Origin of the sequence: Bacillus sp. FSL K6-1218 (assembly GCF_038006445.1) — a bacterium.
In the GTDB taxonomy this organism is placed as follows: Bacteria; Bacillota; Bacilli; order Bacillales; family Bacillaceae_G; genus Bacillus_A; species Bacillus_A thuringiensis_S.
This window is the reverse complement of record NZ_JBBOVE010000001.1, coordinates 2,066,459-2,089,426: the sequence shown is the minus strand read 5'-3', so window position 1 is coordinate 2,089,426 and position 22,968 is coordinate 2,066,459. Positions and strand designations below refer to the sequence as shown.

The window sequence follows — 22,968 nt, the reverse complement described above, 5'->3', positions numbered from 1 at the left end:
ATACTTGTCGCTTGAGTCACCTAACACACCTGATACTTGTTTATCTTGAGTGGACTTATATTTTTTTCATCTAAACATCCCGATTCAATTAAATATTTACATTCTAAAAATGAGTTCGATCTTTAGAATAGATTTAAGATTTCCTTAACTAATCTGCCCTTTAATTAAATAACTTTTGACATCTATATTTTAAAATAAAATTCCATCAACCTTCTGTTTTTCATTTTAAAAGCACATTCTTATAGAAAACAAGCGTTTGTTGAGATAGCAATAAAAACATGTTGAAGCCTATTACTAAAAGAACCATCCCAAAATACTTTGGGATGGTTCTTTTTCCTTATTAATGATTCTTTAACATCACTAACAATTTCTCTTGGCTATACATCCATACTGTAATGATTAAACAAGCAAGTGCGACTTCTGATAACGCCATAAATCCAATTGCATAATGACCTGTTAATTGGAATAGTAATGTTAAAATTAGTGGCGGGAAGAATCCTCCTAGTCCGCCTAAAGCTGAAACGAGCCCATTTACAATACCGGCTTGTTCTGAGAAGTACATTGGAACGAGTTTGAAGATTGTACCATTTCCAATCCCTGCACAAAATGCGACTAGTAGGCAACCAAATGTATACACGTTCATACTAGGCATAAATGATAAAATAATACCTGAAAGTGTTAAACCGATAAATACGAAGATTAATATTTTAAATGGATTAAACTTATCACCGAGCCAACCACCAATCGGGCGCATAATTGTTGCGAGTACAATGAATCCGGCTGTCCGCATACCTGCATCTACTTTTTCTAATCCGAAGTGAGATACTAAAAAGTTTGGTAAGTATACTGTAAATGCGACAAATGATCCGAATGTTAAAAAGTAAAAGATACATAAAAACCAAAGTTTTTCATTTTTATATACACCTTTTATTTGTTCCATTAATGGTGTATTCACCTTTTTCTCCTTACGATCGCCTAATAAAAAGTTCATAAGTGCAAATGCTGCAAGTAAAACTAAATAACATTGTACTGTCGTTCTCCAACCAACTGAAGTTGCGATAACAGGTGCTAAAAACGAAGTAATTGCTGTTCCGGCGTTACCGACACCGTAAATACCATTTACAAAACCGTGACTCTCTTTCGGAAAGTATTTCGGTAAAGAAGTTACCCCTACGGAGAATACGGCCCCACCGATTCCGACGAATAAGCCACCAATAATTAAATCCATCATTGAATTGGCAACACTAATATAAAAGACAGGAAATAATAATAGAATAAAACTAATAAAGAATAATTTTCTTGCTCCGAAACGATTTGTCCAATAACCAATTGGAATACGAAGAATAGAACCTAAAATAACCGGTACTGCTGTTACCATAGAAATTTGTCCCGCAGTTAATGGAATATCCGCTTTAATATAAGGCATTAATGATGATAAAATAACCCATACCATAAAACCGATAACTAGATTAGAAGTTTGTAAACTTAATTGAAAATTAGGACCTTTCATCCTGTTCCCTCCTATGTATGCATAGTTATATTCATTCCCTCCAGCCTAATCACGTCCTAACATGATTAGGCTGAAAAGAATCAACCACCACTTACTGGCGGAATCATTGCTATGACATCGCCAGTTTGAATGATATCATCCTCATTTGCATACTCTTCATTTATAGCGACCATTATCTCACTTGAAATTGCTACGTTGTATTTCGTAATAAGGACTTCCTTTAGTTCAGCAACCGTAATATTTTCACAACCTATGTGTAATGCTGACTTACTTACTTCTTCTTGTAAATGTGCAAATAATAGTACTTCAATCATATTCTCATCTCCTTTCCAGGCTCACCATTTGCATACGCTACCTTCTCTAACTGATCACCTATCCATGACTCACCATCTTTCCAAAACTCTTTCTTCCATATTGGAACAATTTGTTTTATACGCTCCATAATATATTCGTTCGCCTCATAGGCAGCTTTCCGGTGTGGTGTAGAAACAGCGACGACAACAGCAAGATCAGAAATTTGTAATGTACCAATGCGATGTGTAATGGCGACATTTGTCCCAGGCCACATCTCTCCTACTTCGGTGCCAATTCTCTTAAGCTGTTTCTCCGCCATTGACTTATATGCTACATACTCTAAATATAGCGTACGACGGCCTTTCGTAAATTCTCTAACAGTACCAATGAAAGTCGCAACTGCGCCACATTCACGACGAATTACTTTGTTTGTAACTTCTTCAATTGAAATAGGTGTATCAATTACTTCATAATACGTATGTGCCATCTTGCACCTCTTATCTTTGTATAAGTTAGCAATCTATTTTTCTATTATTTGTATGATCGAAGTGGTTCTTCCCACGGCCACTCACTTCCGGCGCTTGATTCTAATAACAGTACCGAGACAGTTATTCCTGCTTTAAATCCTCTCGTTCCTCCTGGCAGGACGATACATGCATTCGCTCCTGCAAGTGAAGAAATTGCACTAGATTTGTCTAAACCAACTGGTGTAGCTTGCAATGTTCCATCTACAATTTCCACTTTCCCTCGTACAAAACGAGTAAATGGGTTTGCTTTCAGAAAGTCTTTCTGTAATATTGCCTCTGTACGGTATACGTGCGAATCTTTTCTATGCAAATATGTTCCAATGACTGGCCGAACATATAATTCACAACCGACATAACAAGCTGAAGGATTACCAGATAGACCAAATAATAGTTTTCCTTCTAGCTCAGCTACAGTTGTCACACTTCCTGGTCGCATCGCTATTTTGTTGAAAAGCACATTAGCTCGTAATTCCTCATAAATAGCAGGTAAATAGTCATAGTCTCCTACCGAAACGCCACCAGTTGTAATTAAAATATCGACTTCTTTTATCGCTTTTTTCACAGTGTTATAACACGTCTCAAAATCGTCAGCGAATTGTCCATAATACTGTACAACTCCGCCCGCTCGTTCAACTTGAGCAGCTATCATATAGGAGTTACTATTTCGAATCTTCCCTGGCTTTAATTGTTCATGTACTTCAAGCAGTTCGCTTCCTGTCGTTACAATTCCGATAACCGGCTGTTTTACAACGTAAACGGTACTATAACCAAACGTAGAAAGAAGCGCCACTACTCCAGGGTTAATAACAGTCCCTTTTTTCACAAGGATGGTATTTTGTTTTACATCTTCACCTTTAAAAGAAATGTTATCCCCAGCAATAAAGGAGCGTTTCAATTTCATATAAGTCTTTTCACTTTCTTCAAATCCTTCAGTTAGCTCTAACATAACAACTGCATTACATCCGGCTGGAATTGCGGCACCTGTCATAATACGGACAGTTTGAAATGGTTTCACTTCTTCTGGAAAAACAAAACCTGCTCCAATTTCGCCAATCACTTCAAACTGAATGGGGTTACTACTACTCGCTTCTTTTGTATCTTCTGCTCGAATCGCAAACCCGTCGTATGGAGAGCGATCAAAGTGAGGGACATCATGATCTGCAATAACATCTTCTCCAAGAATTCTTCCGTAACTTTCTATAAGAGAAACCTTTTCTATTTCACCTTGATGAGCGTATTTCATTACACGTGCCACTGCTTCTGCCACCGGAATTGGTATACGTTTTTCTAACATTCTTTTTCACCTCGTTTTAATAAGGGGCAACGCTCTTTCTGTTCATCCTATATATTTTGCGTATAATCGTTTTGCTATTTTCACATCATTTGTTCCATGAATAAATGCCCTACCGTCTGTAAATAAAACGAAACGATATTCATCAATTAGAAATGATAGTAAGTAAGGCGTTTTTTGGACATGTACACTTTTTTGTAATCGTTTTTGAATTTCGTTTAAATTAAGATCTCTCTTTATTCCTGAACGGATTTGAACTGTATTCCGTCCGCATAGCACTTCCGTTTTCATCTGCGCTTCAAATGCTAGACTTGGATACGTTCGTGATTTCCCACAAGATGGACATGTACTTTTTTTCTGTCTATTTACTTTTAATGAAAGATATTGATTGTTCCAAATATCAAATGATAACATCGTTCCTCTTAACGACTCATAATCATCCACCAATATTTTCATCGCCTCTGTTACTTGGTGAGCAACGACCATTTGTACAGCTGGCTGAATGATTCCGGCTGTATCGCATGTTGCACCGCCCATAGGATGATCCATTAGACAGCGAAAACATGGTGTTTTCCCAGGAAGAATTGTATACGTTACACCGTAACTTCCAATGCATCCACCATATATCCAAGGTATATTTTCTTTTTGTGAAATGTCATTTATAAGTAGGCGCGTATCGAAATTGTCAGTCGCATCTATGATGAGATCCACTTCTTTTGTTAACTCTTCTATTTCTTGCATTGTGACATCCGTTACAACTGGTACAATTTTTACTTCAGAATTAATCTTCCTTACATGTTCTGCCGCTGCAATTGCTTTCGGTTTGCATTGCTGCGCATCTTCTTCTATGTATAACTGTTGCCGCTGTAAATTACTCCATTCCACGTAGTCACGGTCAGCGATTGTCAATTTCCCAATTCCCATCCTAACGAGTGTTTCTGCATTCGCAGCTCCTAATGCACCTGCACCAATTAGGAGCACATGCTTTTCTCTTATTTTTCTTTGTCCTATTTCACCAATTCCAGAAAACAATATTTGCCTTGCATATCGCTCTTGCATAGGGAATCCTCCTCTCACTATCCGCCAATGTAGGACATTTCAACTTTTGGACGTTGATTTGTACTTTCCGCCGTTCTTTCATCTGAATATCGATCTGTTCTATATCGCCATGTATGTTGTAAAATTTTTAATAGTGATGCATCAGAAATATTTCCTCGAAGAAGCGTTCGCAAATCCGTTCCTTTCGTTCCAAATAGACACGTGAAAAACTTGCCATCTGCCGAGATACGAGCTCTCGTACAAGAAGAACAAAATGACTCAGATACTGAAGTAATAAACCCAACTTCTGCATCGCTCCCTACATATCGATACAATTTCGCAACTTCTCCAAAGTAACGAGGCTGAGCGGGCTCAACTGGATATACGCGATTAATCTTCTCTATTAATTGTTCCTTCGTAATAACTTGTTCAAAGTTCCAGTCGTTTGTACTGCCCACATCCATAAACTCTATAAAACGGAGCTGAATGTCTTGTTCTTTAAAATAACGAGCCATACGAAGAATTTGACTATCATTCATTCCTTTTTTTACGACCATATTTACCTTTACTTCTAATCCAGCAGCCTTTGCTGCTTCAATTCCTTTCAGTACAGGTTTTGTATTTACATTTCGTCCATTAATTTTTTTGAAGACATAATCCTCTATCGCATCTAAACTAATATTTACACGTTTTAATCCCGCTTCTTTTAACGCCTTTGCTTGTTTTGCTAAATGAATACCGTTTGTTGTGAGTCCAATATCTTTTAAGCCTTCTAGCTTTGCAAGTCTTGCAATTAACATCGGTAAGTCTTTACGCAATAACGGTTCACCGCCAGTAAGCCTAATTTTATTGACTCCCAGACTTATAAATAATCTCGCTAATCTTTCTATTTCATCAAACGTTAATAAAAGCTCTTCCTGTAAAAAAGCGTAATCAGGTCCGAACACTTCAGCAGGCATACAGTATGTACACCTAAAATTACAACGATCAATAACTGAAATACGTAAATCTTGAAGTGGACGTTCTAAAGAATCTTTCATGTTCTCGTGCATCTATATCCCTTCTTTTCTGCTGTAATCCTTAGTAAGCTTTCATTTTTTTATTTGCCTTCATTATAAAAAAGAAGCTACATATTCAATGTGACTTTTCTCACATTACTTTCCCCATTCAAAAATTCTTCACAAATCCGTTCGAATTTTGTTCACATCTTTAATCTCATCCACTTTGTCTATTGAATTTTTCAAACTAAAAATTGAAAATCACTTCCCCTTACGGTCATTGAAATTTCAATGTATTTTTAAAATAGCTCTTGCATTTTCATCATACTTACACTCAAAATAGGAAATGTATTGCTTATAAGAAGAAAGGTGATCACTGTGGCAAACAGTATGACATTATCTCAAGATTTAAAAGAATTACTTGCATCTGTTGAATATAAAATGCAAATTAAAAAAGGTAGTTTTATTTTTCAAGAAGGTATGGAGGCAACAGAGCTCTATATCATCCACTCAGGAAAAGTACAAATTAGTAAATTAAGTGCTGACGGGCAAGAATTAACACTCCGTATTTGTTCGGCATACGACATTATTGGAGAATTAACATTATTCACGGACAATGCGAAGTATTTATTAAATTCAAAATGCCTTGAAGATGTTGAAGTAGGGGTTATAAAGCGTGAAACCTTAGAAAAAGCATTGCTCCAAAAACCCGCACTTGTATTTGAATTTATGAAATGGATTAGTGAACATTTAAGAAGAATGCAAACGAAGTTCCGAGATTTAGTATTACACGGCAAAAAAGGTGCCCTGTATTCTACTCTTATACGAATGACAAATAGTTACGGTGTATTAAAAGAAAATGGGATTCTCATCGATTTACCATTAACGAATCAAGAACTTGCTAATTTCTGTGCAACTTCACGTGAAAGTGTAAATCGAATGTTAAATGAATTAAAAAAGCAAGGTACAATTTCTATTCATAAAGGAAAGATTACAATCCACGATTTACAATTTTTAAAATGTGAAATTGCTTGTGAAGATTGCTCTGCCTCTGTTTGTAGCATTGATTAGCATCTTATTTAGATGCTAATCTTTTTTCAATTTAAGCTACTTATTAACGGTTATTCCCTATATAAACAAAAACGAGGCCTTCCATATTAGACCTCGTTTCGTTTTAACCATTAGCTCCTATCCGTTTACAGCAGTATTATTTTTTCAACTCATTAGGAATACGTCTTCTGTAAATTACATAACTACGGCTTACATATTTAATTGGGGCACTAAATACATGTACAAGTCTTGTAAATGGCCATACTGCGAATAAACCCATTCCTGCAAGAATATGAATTTTAAACCATACTGGTACTTCCATCATATATTCAACTTTCGGTTGGAGAATAAAGAGACTTCGGAACCAAGGGCCAATCGTTGTACGATAATCAAATCCTTTTGAATCTATATTTAAAAATGTTGAAGAAAGTCCTGCTAGCATTACGATAAGTAATAAAATAAGCGCAATATAATCTCCCTTTGTACTCGTTGCAATGATACGCTTTACTGTTACACGGCGGTACGTTAATATAATTAAACCGATAATAGAAGCAATACCTGCCGGAAGCCCAAAACTAATTGCTACTACATGATACATATGCTCAGAAATACCTATTGAACGATATACAGATTCTGGAATTAAAATCCCCATAACATGGCCGCCAATTACGAACATGATCCCAAAGTGGAATAATAGACTTCCGACCCGGAGCATCTTCTTTTCTAATAGTTCACTAGATTTTGATGTCCATCCAAATTGATCATAGTTGTATCTAAAAATATGTCCACCGATAAAGATCGCAAAAATGATATAGGGAAACAATACCCAAAGAAATTGATCCATCATTTTGACAACGCTCCTTTCTAATTTGTCTGTACACCCCATGTTTCGATAGCGAGTAGCACAGACGCAAGAATTGGTTCATACATACTACCCGCTTCTTTTAATTGAACATGTAATGCTTGTATATTTTCCGTGTATTTACTCATAATTGGTTCACTGTCTTGCTCATTTGCATTTGCAAAAAACTCAAGTAAAAGTGGTAAATAGTCAGGTAGTTCTTTATCTGTTACGCTAAAACCTGATTTTTTATAATGTTGTTTTAACTCTAGTAATTCAATACCTCTTTCTCTTTGTTCACCAGTGTTCATATAAGTAAGATACATATTTGTTTTCTTCCCAAAATCGAATGTATATACGTAACTATCAATGAGTTGATCATTCGTTTTATCTAGCGCTTGCTTTATAAAGCCTGTAAGTGACGCTTTAACGTCTTCCTGTTCTATTGTTTCAACCTCTTCTTGCAATTCAGTTAAAGCTTCTCTCCACCCTAGTTCGGGATAGGAGAGAAGAAAAGAAGAACAAGAAAAAGCTGTTTGTAAACTTTGTTTCATAATTTTCTGCCCCCTTTATTTAAGAAATTGTCATACAAGAGCCTGGACCACCTGTGAATGATAAACCACAGCTTCCTTGTTCGCTATATAAATCTGCCACTTGTTCACGGTGAGATGTCGGAATAACGAAGCGATCTTTATATTTCGCGATGGCAAGAAGACGATACATATCTTCTACATCCTGTTTCGTTAAACCAAGTTCTTTTAATACAGCTTCATTTGGCTCTTTATTAATTTGAAGTGCTCTCATATGCGTTCGCATAACAGCCATTTTCTTCAATGTAAGACGAATGTGTGATTCATCCCCCGCAGTGAGTAAATTCGCTAAATATTGAATTGGAATACGCATATTATCAATAGCAGGGAAAATCTCTTCTGCTTGCCAGTTACTACCTTTTCCCTCCACCATATTCATAATCGGGCTAAGCGGCGGGATATACCAAACCATTGGCATTGTACGATACTCTGGGTGAAGAGGTAGAGCAATTTTCCAATCGATAATCATTTTATAAATTGGCGATTGTTGCGCCGCTTTAATCCATTCTTCAGGAATTCCTTGTTTTTTCGCTTCAGCTGCCACTTCTGGATCATTTGGATCTAGAAAAACAGTAAGCTGAGATTCATATAAATCTTTTTCGTCTTCAACAGAAGCTGCTTCTTTTACTTTGTCAGCGTCATATAGCATTACCCCAATATACCGAATACGTCCTACACATGTTTCCGAACAAATCGTTGGCATACCCGCTTCAATACGTGGGAAACACATTGTACATTTTTCAGCTTTATTCGTTTGCCAGTTAAAATACACTTTTTTATATGGACAAGATGATACGCAGAATCTCCATGCGCGACATGCATTTTGATCGACAAGAACAATCCCATCTTCTTCACGTTTATACATCGCACCAGATGGACAAGATGATACGCACGAGGGATTCATACAATGTTCGCATATGCGTGGTAAATACATCATAAAGACGTTTTCAAAATCTGTTTTAATTTCTTCTTCCATTTTCTTTACGTTCGGATCTTGCAATCCTGTTATATGTCCGCCTGCTAAATCATCTTCCCAGTTTGGACCCCATTCAATTTTGTCGATAAATTCGCCTGTAATTGCTGATTTCGGACGAGCAACTGGTTGATGCTTACGTTGCGGACTATTTGTTAACGTTTCATAATCATAATTCCAAGGTTCAAAATAATCATCAATTGTTGGTTGATCTGGATTGTGGAAAATGTTCATAAGACGTTTCATTTTCGAACCAGATTTCAGCTGAATTTCACCATTTTTCAATTCCCAACCGCCTTTATATTTCTCCTGATCTTCCCATTGTTTCGGATAACCAATTCCAGGCTTCGTTTCTACGTTATTGAAGTACATATATTCAGCACCTGGACGATTTGTCCAGGTGTTTTTGCACGTTACGCTACAAGTATGGCAGCCGATGCATTTATCTAGATTCATTATCATTCCGACTTGTGCTTTAATCTTCAAGCCAATCTACCTCCTTCAGTTTGCGAATTACAACGTTTAAGTCACGCTGGTTCCCAGTCGGACCGTAATAGTTAAATCCATAACTTAATTGACCATATCCACCAATCATATGTGTCGGTTTTACGTGAATTCGAGTTGGACTATTATGCGTTCCCCCGCGGTTACTTGTTAATTTCGTACCAGGTACGTTAATGTGACGATCTTGTGCATGGTGCATAAACGCCATTCCTCTCGGTATACGATGCGTTACAACAGCACGGGCTACAACAACACCGTTACGATTAAAGCACTCAATCCAATCATTATCTGCTACACCAGCTTCTTCAGCATCCTCTTTATTCATCCAAACAGTTGGACCACCTCTAAACAGCGTTAACATCGGTAATGAATCGAAATACATACTATGAATGGACCACTTATTATGCGGCGTTAAATAATTTAACGTAATCTCTTTTCCTTCTACTTCAGGTCGTGATTTACGGAACGGTTTATGTTGCAGAATCGGTTTAAACGTTGCCATCGTTTCACCAAATTCTTTCATCATGTCATGATCTAAGTAGAAAGATTGTCGTCCAGTGATTGTTCTCCAAGGGATGAGGCGTTCCACATTTGTTGTAAACGGTGAGTAACGACGTCCACCTTTTTCAGAACCTGTAAAGGCCGGAGAAGTAATTACTGTTTTTGGCTGCGCTGTAATTTGTTCAAATGTGAAGCATTCTTCTTCACGTTCTTCTGCTAAATCACGTAATTTTAAATCCGTTTGTTTTTCAAGTGCTTCCCATGCTTTTACAGCCATATGACCATTTGTTGTAGAAGAAAGTGTTAATACCGCTTCAGCAGCATTGATTGCTTCTTTTATGTCTGGGCAACCTTTTGCAATAGAATCCGTTCGAACAACTCCTAATCGGCTCTTTAATTGCTCATACTCTTTTTCTGCGGACCAAGAAATCCCTTTCGTACCAATCGGTTGTTTTCCCACATTTGGTCCTAGCGAAGTCATTTTGTCATAAATTGTTTTATAATCTCTTTCAACAACATGAATTTGTGGCATTGTTTTACCTGGTATTGGCTCACACTCACCTTTGCTCCAATCTTTAATCTTGCCAAGTGGTTGCGCTAATTCTTGCGGTGTATCGTGAAGAAGTGGCGTTGCAACAACTTCTTTCATTGGTTCAAGATCAATTTTCTTCGCTAAATCTGACACAGCTTTAGAAAGTGAAGTGAAAATATCCCAGTCAGAGCGCGCTTCCCACGGTGAACCGATTGCTGGATTAAATGGATGCACAAATGGATGCATATCTGTACTACTTAAATCATGTTTTTCGTACCAAGTTGAAGCAGGTAAGACGATATCAGAATAAAGCGCTGTTCCAGCCATACGGAAATCTAAGTTAATGAGTAAATCTAACTTCCCTTCTGGTGCTTCTTCATGCCATTTAATTTCTTCTGGTCGTAATGAATCACTATCGTCATTCATTAACCCGTTTGTTGTACCTAATAAATGTTTTAAGAAATATTCGTGTCCTTTACCAGAACTTGAAATTAAGTTCGCACGCCATACGAATAAGTTGCGCGGGAAGTTGTTTTTGTTATCTGGATCTTCAATCGCAAATTTTAGTCCTTTTTCTTTTAATCTTTGTGCAACATATTTTCCGATTTCTTCTTGCGTTGTTGCACCAGCAGCAACAGCTTCTTTATATAATTCAATCCCATTTTTCTCGAATGTCGGATACGAAGGTAGCCAGCCAAGTCGTGCCGCTAATACGTTGTAATCACCGTGATGTTGATAACGAGAGTTGCCTTCTACTGGTGATGCTAGATGTCCAACCGGTGTATCTTCATAGCGCCATTGATCTGTTACGAAATAGAAGAAAGATGTACCATTTTGTAATTTCGGTGGCCCTTGCCAATCTTTTGCCATCGCGATTGTTTGCCATCCTTCTGCTGGTCGTAATTTTTCTTGCCCAACATAATGCGCCCATCCCCCGCCGTTTACTCCTTGTGCTCCAACTAGAAGAACAAGATTTAAAACTGCGCGATAAATCGTATCAGAATTAAACCAATGGTTAATACCAGCTCCAACAATAATCATCGAGCGACCATTTGTATCAACGGCATTTTGTGCGAACTCACGAGCGATTTGAATAATTAGTTCTCGTTTCACTCCTGTCATTTTCTCTTGCCATGCAGGTGTAAACGGTACATCATCATTGAAGTCTTTCGGCTCTTGTCCGCCAAGCCCTCGGTTCACGCCGTAATTTGCTAACGTTAAGTCGTATACAGTTGTAACGAACACTTCGCCTTCTTCTGTCATAACCTTTTTCACTGGAATTGTACGTTCTAATACTTTGTTTCCATCATCAGAGAAGTACGGAATTTGTACAGTTCCAATCGATTCTTCCATTCCAAGTAAAGAAAGACGTGGGTCAATCTTTTCACCTGTTTCTTCATCTTCTAAACGCAAGTTCCATTTCTTTTCGTTATCCCAACGTGAGCCCATTGTGCCTTGAGGTGTTGCAAAATCATTCGTATTCTCGTTCCAAAGAACAGGCTTCCATTCTCCTAACTTCGTTTCGCGTCCAATATCAGAAGCGTTTAAGAAACGATCAGCAACGAATTGATCTCCTTTTTGTTTCAATGTGACAAAGAAAGGAAAATCAGTATATTGCTTCGCATACTTTGTGAAATATTCCACTTGATTATCTACGTAAAACTCTTGTAAGATCACATGCCCCATTGCCATCGCAAGTGCACCATCTGTACCTTGTTTTACACTAATCCAATCATCGGCAAACTTTGTAGATTCAGCGAAGTCAGGACTGACAGAAACGACTTTCGTTCCTTTATATCGAACCTCTGCTAAAAAGTGAGCATCTGGTGTTCTCGTCATCGGTACATTTGAACCCCATGTCATAATGTAACCAGAGTTATACCAGTCACTACTTTCTGGTACATCTGTTTGATCGCCCCAAATTTGAGGAGAAGCTGGTGGTAAATCTGCGTACCAATCATAGAAACTAAGCATTGGCCCGCCCATAAGTTGCATAAAACGACTACCAGCAGCATGACTTAACATCGACATAGCTGGAATTGGTGAAAAACCAACATTTCGGTCTGGACCGTATTTCATTACTGTGTAGAGTAATGAAGCAGAAACAAGTTGTAACACTTCATCCCAATTCGCACGAATGAATCCCCCTTTACCACGTGCCTGCTTATACTTGCGTGCTTTTTCAGGGTTTTCCACAATGCTTTTCCAAGCATCTAGTGGTGACTTGTTATTTTGTAATTCCTCTTGCCACATACTCCAAAGAACACCACGTACATACGGATATTTCACACGAAGTGGACTATAAATATACCAAGAAAAACTCGCTCCACGCGGACATCCTCGTGGTTCAAAATCAGGCATATCTGGACCTGTAGTTGGATAGTTAAGCTCCTGTCCTTCCCAAGTTACGATTCCATCTTTCACATATATATTCCAGCTACATGAACCAGTACAGTTCACACCATGTGTAGAACGAATTACTTTATCATGCTGCCAACGCTTTCTGTACACATTCTCCCATTCACGATCTTCATATGTTTCTTGAGTATGATTATCGTTATAACGATCTATTGGTGAAAAATATTTTAAACGTCTCATTAGTGCTGAAGGTTTCTTCTTCATACTGTTCACTCCTTTAATACGTCTCTCTTACATACCCTTACTATAAGAGAGGTTGTAAAATACAGATGTGACATTTCGCACAGTTCAAGAGATTGTCAAAAATTCAGTAGAAAATAAGTTTGTGAGAAAATCTTTTATTCCGTTTTGAAGGGTTATGATTAATCGTGATTATTAGGAGAATGGTATTTTGAGGTATCGACTATTTTGCAAAAGAAAAACGCAGGAGAAATTCCTACGTTTTTCTTTATAAATATATAAAAAAGAGTTTTGATATTATTTCAAAACTGCCATAAGAAAGAGTTTAGAAATTGTATATAAGGAATTTTTTCTTTAACAATACTATTTTATATCCAGACATATTTTACATAAAACTACAAATCATTATTTACTGTATTGCCCTTAGTTACGGAAACAATTATACTAGATGTAATCGAAATAAATATTCTGAATATTCTTAGAATTAATGACAAAATTTTTACTACCTGCAAATATAATTATAAATTTGTCCACTAAATAGATTAGAAAACGATAATAAAATTAGGAGGATTACGATGCCCCAGCTTGATTCATTACATCCCACTGTAGAAAAAATAATCAATAATATTGAAAAAATAATGGTCGGAAAACGAAAAGAAACAATCTTAGCTTTGACAGCTCTCTTAGCTGAAGGTCATGTGCTATTAGAAGATGTTCCTGGTGTCGGCAAAACAATGCTAGTACGTGCTCTTTCTAAATCCATTGATGCGGATTACAAGCGAATTCAATTTACACCTGATTTACTGCCATCAGATGTAACAGGAGTTTCTATTTATAATCCGAAAGAGCTCCAATTTGAGTTCAAGCCTGGACCAATTATGGGGAATTTTGTACTTGCTGATGAAATTAATCGTACATCTCCTAAGACACAATCTGCTTTACTTGAATGTATGGAAGAAGGCAATATTACAATAGATGGCATTACAAGGCCTTTACCAAAGCCGTTCTTTGTCATGGCTACACAAAATCCGGTCGAATATGAAGGAACATATTCTCTACCAGAAGCTCAGCTCGATCGTTTCTTATTGAAACTAAAAATGGGATATCCTACACCAGAAGAAGAATTTGAAATTTTAAACCGGATGGAAAAAACAAATCCACTCTCTCAATTACAGGCCATTACTACAATAGAAGAATTACTTTATTTACAACAAAGCGTACGGGTAGTAAGTATGGACAAAGCAATTAAGCATTACATTGTAAAGCTTGTTAATCAGACTCGTACGTATAGCTCTATACAGCTAGGAGCAAGTCCACGTGGCTCAATTGCTTTAATGAAAGCTTCACAAGCTTATGCATTTATCCATGGCAGAAATTATGTTATTCCAGACGATGTTAAATTTTTAGCTCCTTACGTTTTAGCGCATAGGCTCATTCTAAAAATGGAAGCAAAATTTGAAGGGATAACAGGAGAACAAGTTATCGCAAAAATCGTTGCACGAACTACCGTGCCGACTCAAAGGACGATGAACCCTTGATGAAACAAATGCTGCGAGCGCTATATCACGTTATGAAGTTATTGCTACTCCCTTTATGCCTAGTCTTAACATTTGTGTACGCTATGTTTCAAGGAGGGTTTGTAAGTTGGTTTTTATTTTACAGCACAATTCCCATTGCTCTTTATTCACTACTACTCCCCTTCTACGCTTTACGGGACGCTGAAGTAAAACGAACAACAAACCAAAATGGATATGTAGTAGGAGAACAATTTGTAAGCACGATTACAATAAAAAGAAAATTTCCTTTTCCCTTACTTTATTTAGTTATAGAAGATGAACTGCCACCACAATTTATAAGTTGTAAACAAACAAAGATGAATAAGGTAGTACTCTTCCCAGGATTGAAACGAAATATTTCGTTTCAATATGTTATTGACACAATCCCTAGAGGCGAGCACACTTTTTCAAGCGTCCGTGTCAAAACTGGCGATTTATTCGGCATGATGGAGAAAGAAGTAACTTTTTCAGTTCCAGATACATTTTTAGTCTATCCCCAGTATGTAGATATAGCGTATCGACAATTGGAAAATCATTTCGAACAAGGAGCGCTTTCAGCAAATATAAATTCTGCAAAAGACTCTACAATCTCTGTCGGTGTCAGAGACTATAAACCTGGAGATCGCTTTTCATGGATTGATTGGAAAGCAACTGCACGAACAAACAATATTATGACAAAAGAGTTTGAACAACAGCGCAGCCATAATATCATGATATTCATAGACAGAACCGAGTCTCCTCTATTCGAATCAGTCGTCACATTTACTGCCTCTATCGTAAGGGCTGTCTTGAAACAAAATTCACCAGCATCATTCGTGTCTATCGGAAAAGAACAAACTATTTTCCCTTTAGATAATGGAGATACGCAGTTACAACAAATCCTTTGTCATTTAGCAAAAGTACAAGCAGACAGTGTATTCCCGCTCTCCCAAAGTGTAGAAATAGAACTAAGAAAAATTTATGAGCCCGTCACGGTTATACTCGTGACAAGTAATCTTTCTCCCGATATTCAAAAGGCGGCTGATTGTGCTGCTATAAGAAATAGAAAATGTATGATTTTTGTCGTGAAAGAAAAAGCGAATCAACTTTCACACCGAGAACTCAGTATATTAGAAACTCTAAAAAAACGACAAATATTTGTAAACACGGTTTATGAAAACCGGTATACAAACGTGTTTTTTGAGGTGAGCAAATGATAACATTACAAGCAAAATACAAGTGGGATACGAACAAATTCTTCATGCATGCATGTGTATTTCTTCTTTTACTAGAATGGATAAGACCTCTTATAGGTATTACAAATGTAGGTAGATTAGATATTTTCGTAACATTTATAGGAATTTGCTTCGCTCTCTCTTTTTTTCAAACGAGGTGGCAGATTCCAATAAAAATTGTCACAGTCCTATTTATCATTCATTCCCTATATTATAAAAATGCTTTTATAAATCCATCTTGGCTAACAACACTCTTTTCTGATATGTCTCGAAATTCCTCCCTATTTTTCCAAGGGAATTTACTAGATATTTCTCCAGTTTTTCCGACGGTTTTATTTTTTCTCTCATTTTGGTTTTTGAGTTCTTTCACTTCATTTTGGATTATTCATAAAAAACGTGGGTTTTTATTTCTTGTATTGACTATTATTTATATCGCAACTTTTCATAACTTACATTTATACAATGCAAACTACGCTATTATTCGTACTGTTGTCATCGGCTTTTTTATGCTTAGTCTTCTTCAAGTAGAACGAATAAAAGAGCGCGAACACTTACAAAATTATGCTAGGGAAATCTCAAAATTACTTAGACCACTTACAATATTTATTGTATTATTAGCAACCATCGCATACTTTGCTCCAAAATTTGGCCCTCAATGGCCAAACCCAATGGATTTTTTAAAATTCAACACATCTGAAGCAAGTAAAGAACAAAAAGTTTCTACAATTGGGTATGGTTTAGATGACTCGCGATTAGGTGGTCCTTTTAAGGCGGATCCTACAATTGTTTTCACAGCACGAACGCAAAACAAACAATATTGGCGAGTAGAAACAAAAGATTTTTATACAGGAAAAGGCTGGGAAATTTCTGAAAATCCGAAAAAGGTTTCTTTTAAAAATAAAAACGACGTCGTAAGCTGGTACGAACAAAATACAAAAACGGAAACGACTGAGGCAACAATTACCATGCTAAAAAGTTATCCTCACCTTACCTATCCAGCAGGATTAGTATCAGTTGAGGCTTCTTCTGATGTATCATACAGTGTTAACTCGTTTTCAGAAAAAATTTATACAATGAATGGAGACTCTTCTACTACTTTACATTCGTATAAAGTAACATATGAGATCCCTGAGTTTTCCATAGAAAACTTGAAAGCTGTAAAAACAAATGAAGGTCAAGAAACAAATCCTTATTTTATGACAAAGTACACACAACTTCCCGAGTCATTACCACAGCGCGTAAAAGACTTGGCTGCCAATCTTACAAATGATAAAGACAACCGATATGATAAAGTATTAGCTATTGAAAATTACTTCACAGACAACTCTTTTACATACGAATCAACGAATGTCTTATTTCCTGCCAAAAGCCAAGATTATGTAGATCAATTCCTTTTCGATACAAAAAGCGGCTACTGTAATAATTTTTCGACGTCTATGATTGTACTACTTCGTTCTGCCGGGATTCCTGCTCGCTGGGTAAAAGGCTATACAGAAGGAACTCTTGACAATACACTTGCCTCTGCAGAAGGTGCGGATGTTTATACAATCACGAACGATAACGCACACTCTTGGGTCGAAGTATATTTCCCAGGATACGGATGGATTCCATTCGAACCAACAAAAGGATTTACCAATCCCTATAATTTTATAAATAATACGCCTGCTCCTATTTCACAAAATAGCGAAGCAAATAATTCTAATAACGAGCAAATACACCAACGAAATAATGAAGCAAAACTTAAAAGTTTAATAGAACATACAGAAGAAGCTTCTACTAAAAAGGTCACAAATTCTAAAACTAGTTTTTCTTGGTGGTACGTATTCCTCTCTACGATACTAATTAGTATTATGGGATACATTCTCTTCATCACTAGAATGAAATGGATGACATTTCTTATTATTCATTTCTATAGATACCGAAAAGATGATGCTGTTTATCAAAAAGCTTACGGTGCACTTTTAAAACAATTTGCGAGAATTGGCATACCACGGGGTGAAAGTCAAACATTCCGAGAATACGCTCTCCATATCGATACACTTTACAAATCGGCCGATATGCAACAACTTACTGCCAGTTATGAGAACGCTATGTATCAACAGGGGCAGGCTGCAGCAGAATGGAAGACATCCGTACACTTATGGGAAGTGCTTATGAAAAAAGCAGGTTCTCTACCTAAATCAGATGGCTTTGATACAGTTATTTAATCTTGAAAATGTGAGTTTAAAGAAAACGTCTCAAAGAACTACATTGTTCTTTGAGACGTTTTTTAATAAAGTGAAACTCCTAATTATTCTCCAAGTACCTTCTCAATCTCAACCTCTAAATCTACCGGCTTCGTCTGCGGCGCAAAACGCCCTACTACTTTCCCGTCTTTTCCGATTAAAAACTTCGTAAAATTCCATTTCACTGCTTTCATACCGAGTAAACCTGGTGCTTGTTCTGTCATGTATGTATATAAAGGATGAGCCTTATCACCTTTCACATCAACCTTTGCAAACATTGGGAAGTTTACACCGTAGTTTAATTCACAAAAACTAGTAATGTCCGCTTCTGTACCTGGTTCTTGTCCCCCGAATTGGTTACAAGGAAATCCGAGTATTTCGAGTCCTTGGTCTTTATATTTATCATACACCTCTTGTAATCCTTTATATTGCGGTGTGAAACCACATTTACTAGCTACATTTACAATAAGAAGTGCTTTTCCTTCGTAATCTTTTAACGATTTTTCTTCACCTGTAATTGTTTTAGCTGAAAAATCATAAACTGTCATTGTCTTTGCCCCTCTCTTCACTATCATTCTATGTTTATACTATACTACATTCGTGAATATACAGCTCTTATTACGTACTTATACGCTATAATGATAGCGCTTTATTTCCGTTCGGAAATTCGGCACAAACTACTAGACTTTTATGATGGAAAGTTTTACAATCGAAATGTGAACAAAATGTGACAGTTTATATTCCATTATAAAAGAAAAGGATGGTGTTCATTATGAAAACTGCACAACATGAAACGATTTCAAATCGCGAGTTTTATTTCGTACTATATATGATGTTATTGTATGTTACTGGCTGGGTAATCGATGTAAATGGTTTATTCTTAAGCTCCTACTTTAATTTAGCAGGAGAAATTATGCTTCCATTAGTTGGTGGGATTGTTGGACTGTTCATTATGTCTATTAATAAACAACAAACGAAATAATAGTATTACAAAAGGCAGAAGACGAGCTTTCGTTTTCTGCCTTTTTTCTATTTTAGCGTATAATAGAAACATGTAATATATAAGGAGTGGTAAATATGAAAAAAGTAGAGCAATTATCTTCTCACCTATATCTTATTGATGATTTCGATTTACAGCATAATGAACGAACAGGTACGTACGTTTTATTAGGTGACGATATTACTTTAATTGAAACTTGTGCAGCCCCTTCTCTTCCGTATATTTTAGACGGCTTACAACAATTACATATTGATTTAAACGAAGTTAAAAACATTATCGTTACACATGTTCATTTAGATCACGCCGGTGCTGCTGGTTTAATGATGGAAAAATGCCCAAATGCTACGTTATATGTGCATTCTCGTGGTGCTCGTCATATGATTGATCCAACAAAACTTATTTTAGGTGCAAAAGCTGTGTACAAAGAAGATTTCGATAAACTCTTTGATCCAATTCTTCCAATTGAAGAAGAACGTGTTCATATTGTACAACATGGTGATACGTTAAAAATTGCAGAAGACCGCATCCTTACATTTTATGATACACCAGGGCATGCGAAGCACCATATTAGCATTCACGATTCATTAACAAACGGGATTTTTACTGGCGATACAATTGGAATTTATTATAGAGAACTCGCAGACGTTGATGTAGAGTTATATCTACCATCAACGTCCCCTTCACAATTCCAACCAGATGCGATGATTGCTTCTAAAAATCACATTCAAAGCATGAATGTAGATACTATTTATTTCGGTCATTACGGCGCATCCTCTCATGTTACAGAAATATATAATCAACTGGAACATTGGCTACCTATTTTCGTTCATACTGGTAAGGAAGTCTTTGAACAGTATAATGATTTCGATGAAGCGACTAAAGCTTTACAAACTTTATTAATGGATAAAATCTCTTCTCATCTTACAAAGTTAAACGTTCCAGCAGATCATTCCGTTTATAACATTTTACATCTAGATATAGAAATTAGTGCGATGGGCATTATTGATTATTTCACGAAGCAAGAAAAAGCAAACTCCACTATTAACTAACAGTAAAAGAAGAGATATACAACAGTAGTTATTGTATATCTCTTCTTTTTTTGAATATATTTTGAGTAAAGGATGGTGGAATATAATGCAAAGAGTAATGCTATACCTCTGCTTCACATTATTTATCGTCTTATTATTATTTGTTGGAGTGAAGATTCAATTTTATTTAGATACAGACGCGCAAGTGAACTTTAACGTTTATCCAAGATTATTCTACTTTACACTCTTTCCTCTTTTGGTCGGCATTTTATTACGATTCCTTCAATCCATTAATCGCGAAACAAGTAAACAAAACTGGCGTTTTCAACCGGATAAGTTTATCGCTATTACAGTGCCTACAATATTAATTTCCTTTTCTCCAGCACTACTTTTCTCACCACTTGGCGAATACCTACCTTATTTAGCTAATGTTATTCTTATAAATACAACTTTTGTTACGATAATTAGTTTAATAGCTGGTTATTCACTATTAGATTGTTTTATACAAAAGGACAATGCAACGATGAAAAAATATAATTGAATGCTCTATTTAATCGTGCAAGTCAAGGATTGTACCTCCTTGGCTTGTTTTTAGAATAATTATATTCCTGTATAATACAGTTATCGACTAAAATTCGGAGGAATGATACAATGTTTTTTCAATTTTTTCTACTAGCAATCATTATGTCTTTTATTAGTGGTCGACTAATTGGTACAAAACTAAATCTTTTCAAACAAGCAAGTGCAGCAACTTTAGGTGTTTCACTTACGTCAGCTCTGTATTGGTTTTTATATTTACGCTATCAAGATGAATCGGTTGTCGGTGTTGATAGATATTTTTGGCTAGGAAGCTCATTAATTGTATCCATGCTTTGTTACCTAGTTTTTGAATTATTTGATCCTATTAGACGAGGCGAAATGGATGACGTAGTAACGGAAAGCCGAAATCCTATTTCAAAATTCTTCGCAAAGGTTGGTAGACAAAAAAGATATATGCGTGTCTCTTCTATTGCAATAAAACACGGAATGGGTAAATATTTAGCTTTAAAGCGCTCGCCAGAAGCAGATCGTAAGCTCGCCACTTCACTTCGAAATACACTAGAAGAATGCGGCGGTGTATTTATTAAATTCGGACAAGTTTTATCAACTCGCTCTGATTTATTACCACCTGCTTTTATTCACGAGTTATCAAACCTTCAGGAAAATGTAACGCGTTTATCACAAAAACAAGTTGAAGAAATATTAAAAAAGGAACTACATATACCAAAAGATGAAATTTTCAGCTCCTTTGAAATGGAACCGTTAGCTGCCGCCTCTATTGGCCAAGTACATAAAGCGAAGTTGAAAGAAAACGACCAGGATGTCGTCGTTAAACTACTACGTCCTAATATTTCTGAGACAATTAAACGTGACTTAGATATTTTAATTCATTTTTCTTTATGGATTTCCAACAAATCAACTTGGGCTAAAAATATCGGATTTCTTGATTTAGCACATGGCTTCTCCATCGCAATGAAAGAAGAAATTGATTTCAAAATTGAGGCTCGTAACTTCGAACAAGTGTCTGATTCACTAAAAAATAGCGAAACGAAAGTAAAAATACCGAAAGTATATAAAGAATACAGTAATTCAAAAATACTTGTGCTTGAATTTTTAGATGGAGTAAGTGTTAAAAGTGGGTCAGCATTATTAAATGAATTACAAATTGATACGAAAAAAGTACAACGACAACTCTTTGATTGTATTTTAGAGCAAATTTTCTTTAAAGGTATTTTCCATGCAGACCCTCATCCAGGTAATGTGTATATTCTTCGTGATGGCACACCTGCATTACTTGATTTCGGTTCCGTCGGGCGATTAGGAACACTACAACAAGATGCATTCAAGCGACTACTTATCGGCTTTGAGCGCAAAAATTCTTATGTCTTGCTTGATGGACTGCTTCAATTAGTTGAAAAGAAGCCAAATGTTGATAAAGAGGCATTAGAACAATCTATCAGTCAATTATTAATCCAAAGTACGTATGGTTCTACAAATGGTTCTGAAGAATTCATTCAGGGGCTATTTCAAATAATCGCTGAGTTTGAATTAGCATTTTATCCAATGGTTGCAGGGGCTTTCCGTTCTCTAATTACGCTAGAAGGAACGATGCTGCAACTAAATCCCGAATTCAATTTAATGGACGAAGCGAAACGCTTTGCGAAAGATCATGCAGCTAGTTTCATGTCAGTTAACAATTATTCTAGTTTAAAAGAAGCTGCAACAAACGAATTACTCGCTATGTTACCTGCCATGCGACGCATTCCTAGAAAACTAGATGATTTAAGTTCAAAACTAGAAAACGGAGAACTATCCGTTAAGGTTGGCTTTTTCTCTGACGAAACAAATGCATCGTTTATTACTACATTTATCTCACAATTCCTCATTGCATTTATTGGAACTGCATTTGGTGGGATTTCGGTAGGCGTATTGCATTTAGCAAACAGTGCGACAGAGCCAAATGATCAATTTTTAAGTGTCGTTGGTTACGGTGGTTTATTTATAAGTGCGATATTACTTGTAAGAGTCGCTATTCATGCGGTAAGGAAATTTAAGTAATAATAAAATGAGTATACAATCACGTAGATTGTATACTCATTTTTTATTGTTTACATATTCAATATGTAATAGTTAAACGAAAGAAAGCTTTGAGCTTTTT

19 protein-coding genes are annotated in these 22,968 nt (G+C 36.4%); 8 read left to right on the top strand and 11 right to left on the bottom strand.

Going from position 1 to position 22,968, the window contains the following annotated elements:
- Nucleotides 1–340: 340 nt before the first annotated feature.
- The 6 genes from narK to moaA all read right to left on the bottom strand — a co-directional run bounded on the left by narK (nt 341) and on the right by moaA (nt 5,712).
- Nucleotides 341–1,510, bottom strand: a complete 1,170-nt coding sequence (gene narK / locus MHI26_RS10755) for a nitrate transporter NarK (protein WP_060703609.1) — start codon at nt 1,508–1,510, stop codon at nt 341–343.
- Nucleotides 1,511–1,590: 80 nt separating this feature from the next.
- Complete coding sequence (gene moaD, locus MHI26_RS10750) at nt 1,591–1,824, bottom strand: molybdopterin converting factor subunit 1 (RefSeq protein WP_000573687.1); 234 nt, start codon at nt 1,822–1,824, stop codon at nt 1,591–1,593.
- Nucleotides 1,821–2,291, bottom strand: coding sequence for a molybdenum cofactor biosynthesis protein MoaE (locus tag MHI26_RS10745; protein WP_000951544.1), 471 nt, complete (start codon nt 2,289–2,291; stop codon nt 1,821–1,823). Before MHI26_RS10745 ends, moaD begins: the two co-directional genes overlap by 4 nt.
- Nucleotides 2,292–2,335: 44 nt before the next feature.
- Nucleotides 2,336–3,625, bottom strand: a complete 1,290-nt coding sequence (locus MHI26_RS10740; RefSeq protein WP_000890797.1) for a molybdopterin molybdotransferase MoeA — start codon at nt 3,623–3,625, stop codon at nt 2,336–2,338.
- Between the two features lie 42 nt (nt 3,626–3,667).
- Nucleotides 3,668–4,681: a molybdopterin-synthase adenylyltransferase MoeB gene (locus MHI26_RS10735; protein ID WP_001158062.1), complete on the bottom strand. Its 1,014-nt coding sequence runs from the start codon at nt 4,679–4,681 to the stop codon at nt 3,668–3,670.
- A gap of 17 nt (nt 4,682–4,698) precedes the next feature.
- Nucleotides 4,699–5,712, bottom strand: a complete 1,014-nt coding sequence (gene moaA / locus MHI26_RS10730; RefSeq protein WP_000545009.1) for a GTP 3',8-cyclase MoaA — start codon at nt 5,710–5,712, stop codon at nt 4,699–4,701.
- 324 nt (nt 5,713–6,036) lie between these two features.
- Between moaA and MHI26_RS10725 the strand changes: the two genes are divergently transcribed.
- Nucleotides 6,037–6,729 (top strand): Crp/Fnr family transcriptional regulator, encoded by a 693-nt coding sequence (locus MHI26_RS10725; protein WP_000013863.1) that lies wholly within the window; start codon nt 6,037–6,039, stop codon nt 6,727–6,729.
- 136 nt (nt 6,730–6,865) lie between these two features.
- Here MHI26_RS10725 and narI read toward each other — a convergent pair whose 3' ends face one another.
- Genes narI through MHI26_RS10705 form a run of 4 tightly spaced genes read right to left on the bottom strand, consistent with a single transcriptional unit; the run spans nt 6,866 to nt 13,271 of the window.
- Entirely contained in the window at nt 6,866–7,555 is a 690-nt protein-coding gene (gene narI, locus MHI26_RS10720) for a respiratory nitrate reductase subunit gamma (protein WP_061666628.1), read from the bottom strand.
- Nucleotides 7,556–7,572: 17 nt separating this feature from the next.
- Nucleotides 7,573–8,103, bottom strand: coding sequence for a nitrate reductase molybdenum cofactor assembly chaperone (gene narJ, locus MHI26_RS10715; RefSeq protein ID WP_000814227.1), 531 nt, complete (start codon nt 8,101–8,103; stop codon nt 7,573–7,575).
- Between the two features lie 19 nt (nt 8,104–8,122).
- Nucleotides 8,123–9,598: a nitrate reductase subunit beta gene (narH, locus tag MHI26_RS10710; protein ID WP_000692656.1), complete on the bottom strand. Its 1,476-nt coding sequence runs from the start codon at nt 9,596–9,598 to the stop codon at nt 8,123–8,125.
- Nucleotides 9,588–13,271: a nitrate reductase subunit alpha gene (locus tag MHI26_RS10705; RefSeq protein WP_061666629.1), complete on the bottom strand. Its 3,684-nt coding sequence runs from the start codon at nt 13,269–13,271 to the stop codon at nt 9,588–9,590. The genes narH and MHI26_RS10705 overlap by 11 nt, the downstream gene beginning before the upstream one ends.
- Before the next feature lie 551 nt (nt 13,272–13,822).
- Here MHI26_RS10705 and MHI26_RS10700 point away from each other — a divergent pair.
- The 3 genes from MHI26_RS10700 to MHI26_RS10690 are packed head-to-tail and all read left to right on the top strand — an operon-like array spanning nt 13,823 to nt 18,224.
- Nucleotides 13,823–14,785 (top strand): AAA family ATPase, encoded by a 963-nt coding sequence (locus tag MHI26_RS10700; protein WP_001135803.1) that lies wholly within the window; start codon nt 13,823–13,825, stop codon nt 14,783–14,785.
- On the top strand, nt 14,785–15,999 hold the full coding sequence (locus MHI26_RS10695; RefSeq protein WP_000812152.1) for a DUF58 domain-containing protein: 1,215 nt from the start codon (nt 14,785–14,787) through the stop codon (nt 15,997–15,999). Before MHI26_RS10700 ends, MHI26_RS10695 begins: the two co-directional genes overlap by 1 nt.
- Complete coding sequence (locus tag MHI26_RS10690) at nt 15,996–18,224, top strand: transglutaminase TgpA family protein (protein WP_017763077.1); 2,229 nt, start codon at nt 15,996–15,998, stop codon at nt 18,222–18,224. The genes MHI26_RS10695 and MHI26_RS10690 overlap by 4 nt, the downstream gene beginning before the upstream one ends.
- A gap of 83 nt (nt 18,225–18,307) precedes the next feature.
- On the opposite strand, the gene bsaA is transcribed toward MHI26_RS10690, so the two are convergent.
- Nucleotides 18,308–18,790 (bottom strand): glutathione peroxidase, encoded by a 483-nt coding sequence (gene bsaA, locus MHI26_RS10685; RefSeq protein WP_000219434.1) that lies wholly within the window; start codon nt 18,788–18,790, stop codon nt 18,308–18,310.
- A 224-nt stretch (nt 18,791–19,014) separates the two neighbouring features.
- Between bsaA and MHI26_RS10680 the strand changes: the two genes are divergently transcribed.
- The 4 genes from MHI26_RS10680 (at nt 19,015) to MHI26_RS10665 (ending at nt 22,868) form a co-directional block, all read left to right on the top strand.
- Entirely contained in the window at nt 19,015–19,224 is a 210-nt protein-coding gene (locus MHI26_RS10680; RefSeq protein WP_000844984.1) for a DUF3925 domain-containing protein, read from the top strand.
- A gap of 95 nt (nt 19,225–19,319) precedes the next feature.
- Entirely contained in the window at nt 19,320–20,291 is a 972-nt protein-coding gene (locus MHI26_RS10675; RefSeq protein WP_000754983.1) for an MBL fold metallo-hydrolase, read from the top strand.
- Nucleotides 20,292–20,376: 85 nt separating this feature from the next.
- The gene (locus MHI26_RS10670; protein WP_061666630.1) at nt 20,377–20,811 is read left to right on the top strand and encodes a hypothetical protein; all 435 of its coding nucleotides are present in this window, start codon (nt 20,377–20,379) and stop codon (nt 20,809–20,811) included.
- A gap of 110 nt (nt 20,812–20,921) precedes the next feature.
- Nucleotides 20,922–22,868 (top strand): ABC1 kinase family protein, encoded by a 1,947-nt coding sequence (locus MHI26_RS10665; protein ID WP_000465998.1) that lies wholly within the window; start codon nt 20,922–20,924, stop codon nt 22,866–22,868.
- The last annotated feature ends 100 nt before the right edge of the window (nt 22,869–22,968 follow it).

Bases quoted from the DNA above. Each gene is read 5' to 3' on its own strand.
- moaA (WP_000545009.1), bottom strand. From the start codon at position 5,712: ATGCACGAGAACATGAAAGATTCTTTAGAACGTCCACTTCAAGATTTA.
- MHI26_RS10700 (WP_001135803.1), top strand. From the start codon at position 13,823: ATGCCCCAGCTTGATTCATTACATCCCACTGTAGAAAAAATAATCAAT.
- MHI26_RS10665 (WP_000465998.1), top strand. From the start codon at position 20,922: ATGTTTTTTCAATTTTTTCTACTAGCAATCATTATGTCTTTTATTAGT.
- MHI26_RS10690 (WP_017763077.1), top strand. From the start codon at position 15,996: ATGATAACATTACAAGCAAAATACAAGTGGGATACGAACAAATTCTTC.
- MHI26_RS10680 (WP_000844984.1), top strand. From the start codon at position 19,015: ATGAAAACTGCACAACATGAAACGATTTCAAATCGCGAGTTTTATTTC.
- narI (WP_061666628.1), bottom strand. From the start codon at position 7,555: ATGATGGATCAATTTCTTTGGGTATTGTTTCCCTATATCATTTTTGCG.
- MHI26_RS10740 (WP_000890797.1), bottom strand. From the start codon at position 3,625: ATGTTAGAAAAACGTATACCAATTCCGGTGGCAGAAGCAGTGGCACGT.
- narJ (WP_000814227.1), bottom strand. From the start codon at position 8,103: ATGAAACAAAGTTTACAAACAGCTTTTTCTTGTTCTTCTTTTCTTCTC.
- MHI26_RS10670 (WP_061666630.1), top strand. From the start codon at position 20,377: ATGCAAAGAGTAATGCTATACCTCTGCTTCACATTATTTATCGTCTTA.
- MHI26_RS10695 (WP_000812152.1), top strand. From the start codon at position 14,785: ATGAAACAAATGCTGCGAGCGCTATATCACGTTATGAAGTTATTGCTA.
- bsaA (WP_000219434.1), bottom strand. From the start codon at position 18,790: ATGACAGTTTATGATTTTTCAGCTAAAACAATTACAGGTGAAGAAAAA.
- MHI26_RS10735 (WP_001158062.1), bottom strand. From the start codon at position 4,681: ATGCAAGAGCGATATGCAAGGCAAATATTGTTTTCTGGAATTGGTGAA.
- MHI26_RS10675 (WP_000754983.1), top strand. From the start codon at position 19,320: ATGAAAAAAGTAGAGCAATTATCTTCTCACCTATATCTTATTGATGAT.
- moaD (WP_000573687.1), bottom strand. From the start codon at position 1,824: ATGATTGAAGTACTATTATTTGCACATTTACAAGAAGAAGTAAGTAAG.
- MHI26_RS10745 (WP_000951544.1), bottom strand. From the start codon at position 2,291: ATGGCACATACGTATTATGAAGTAATTGATACACCTATTTCAATTGAA.
- MHI26_RS10705 (WP_061666629.1), bottom strand. From the start codon at position 13,271: ATGAAGAAGAAACCTTCAGCACTAATGAGACGTTTAAAATATTTTTCA.
- narK (WP_060703609.1), bottom strand. From the start codon at position 1,510: ATGAAAGGTCCTAATTTTCAATTAAGTTTACAAACTTCTAATCTAGTT.